The sequence below is a fragment of the Bacillus cereus group sp. BfR-BA-01360 genome (assembly GCF_022663595.1).
Taxonomy (GTDB): Bacteria; Bacillota; Bacilli; order Bacillales; family Bacillaceae_G; genus Bacillus_A; species Bacillus_A cytotoxicus.
Genome location: NZ_JAKUFV010000085.1, coordinates 1 through 356, shown reverse-complemented (window position 1 = coordinate 356; position 356 = coordinate 1). Strand labels below are relative to the sequence as shown.

Sequence of the window (356 nt, the reverse complement as noted above, 5' to 3'; positions counted from 1 at the left end):
GTGTAGGATTGCACTTTATTCTTTTTAGACTTGAAACGCGGTGCTTTGTTTTGTTTCTTGAAGAATCGAGTATACGAATCAGCAAGGTTTTTGAGTGATGATTGAAGTGATGTGCTGTCTACTTCTTTTAACCAAACTAATTCTTTCTTTAGTTGTGTTAATTGAGAAGAGCAAGTGTTATAAGTTAATCCTTTGCCTGTCTCTTTGTATGCGTCATTCCATTGTGCTAAAAAATGATTGAATACAAAACGTGAACAACCGATTTTTTTTGCAATTAGAATTTCTTGCTCCTTGTTTGGATAGATACGAAACTTATACACTTTGTTAACTAACATTGATTTCACCTCCTTTTAGTA

General features: G+C 33.1%; 1 protein-coding gene. It reads right to left on the bottom strand.

The features are described 5' to 3' along the window. Positions 1-335, bottom strand: a 335-nt coding sequence (locus tag MR056_RS22020) for a helix-turn-helix domain-containing protein (protein WP_242136736.1), incomplete at its 3' end; no start/stop codon positions are given. Positions 336-356: the final 21 nt, after the last annotated feature.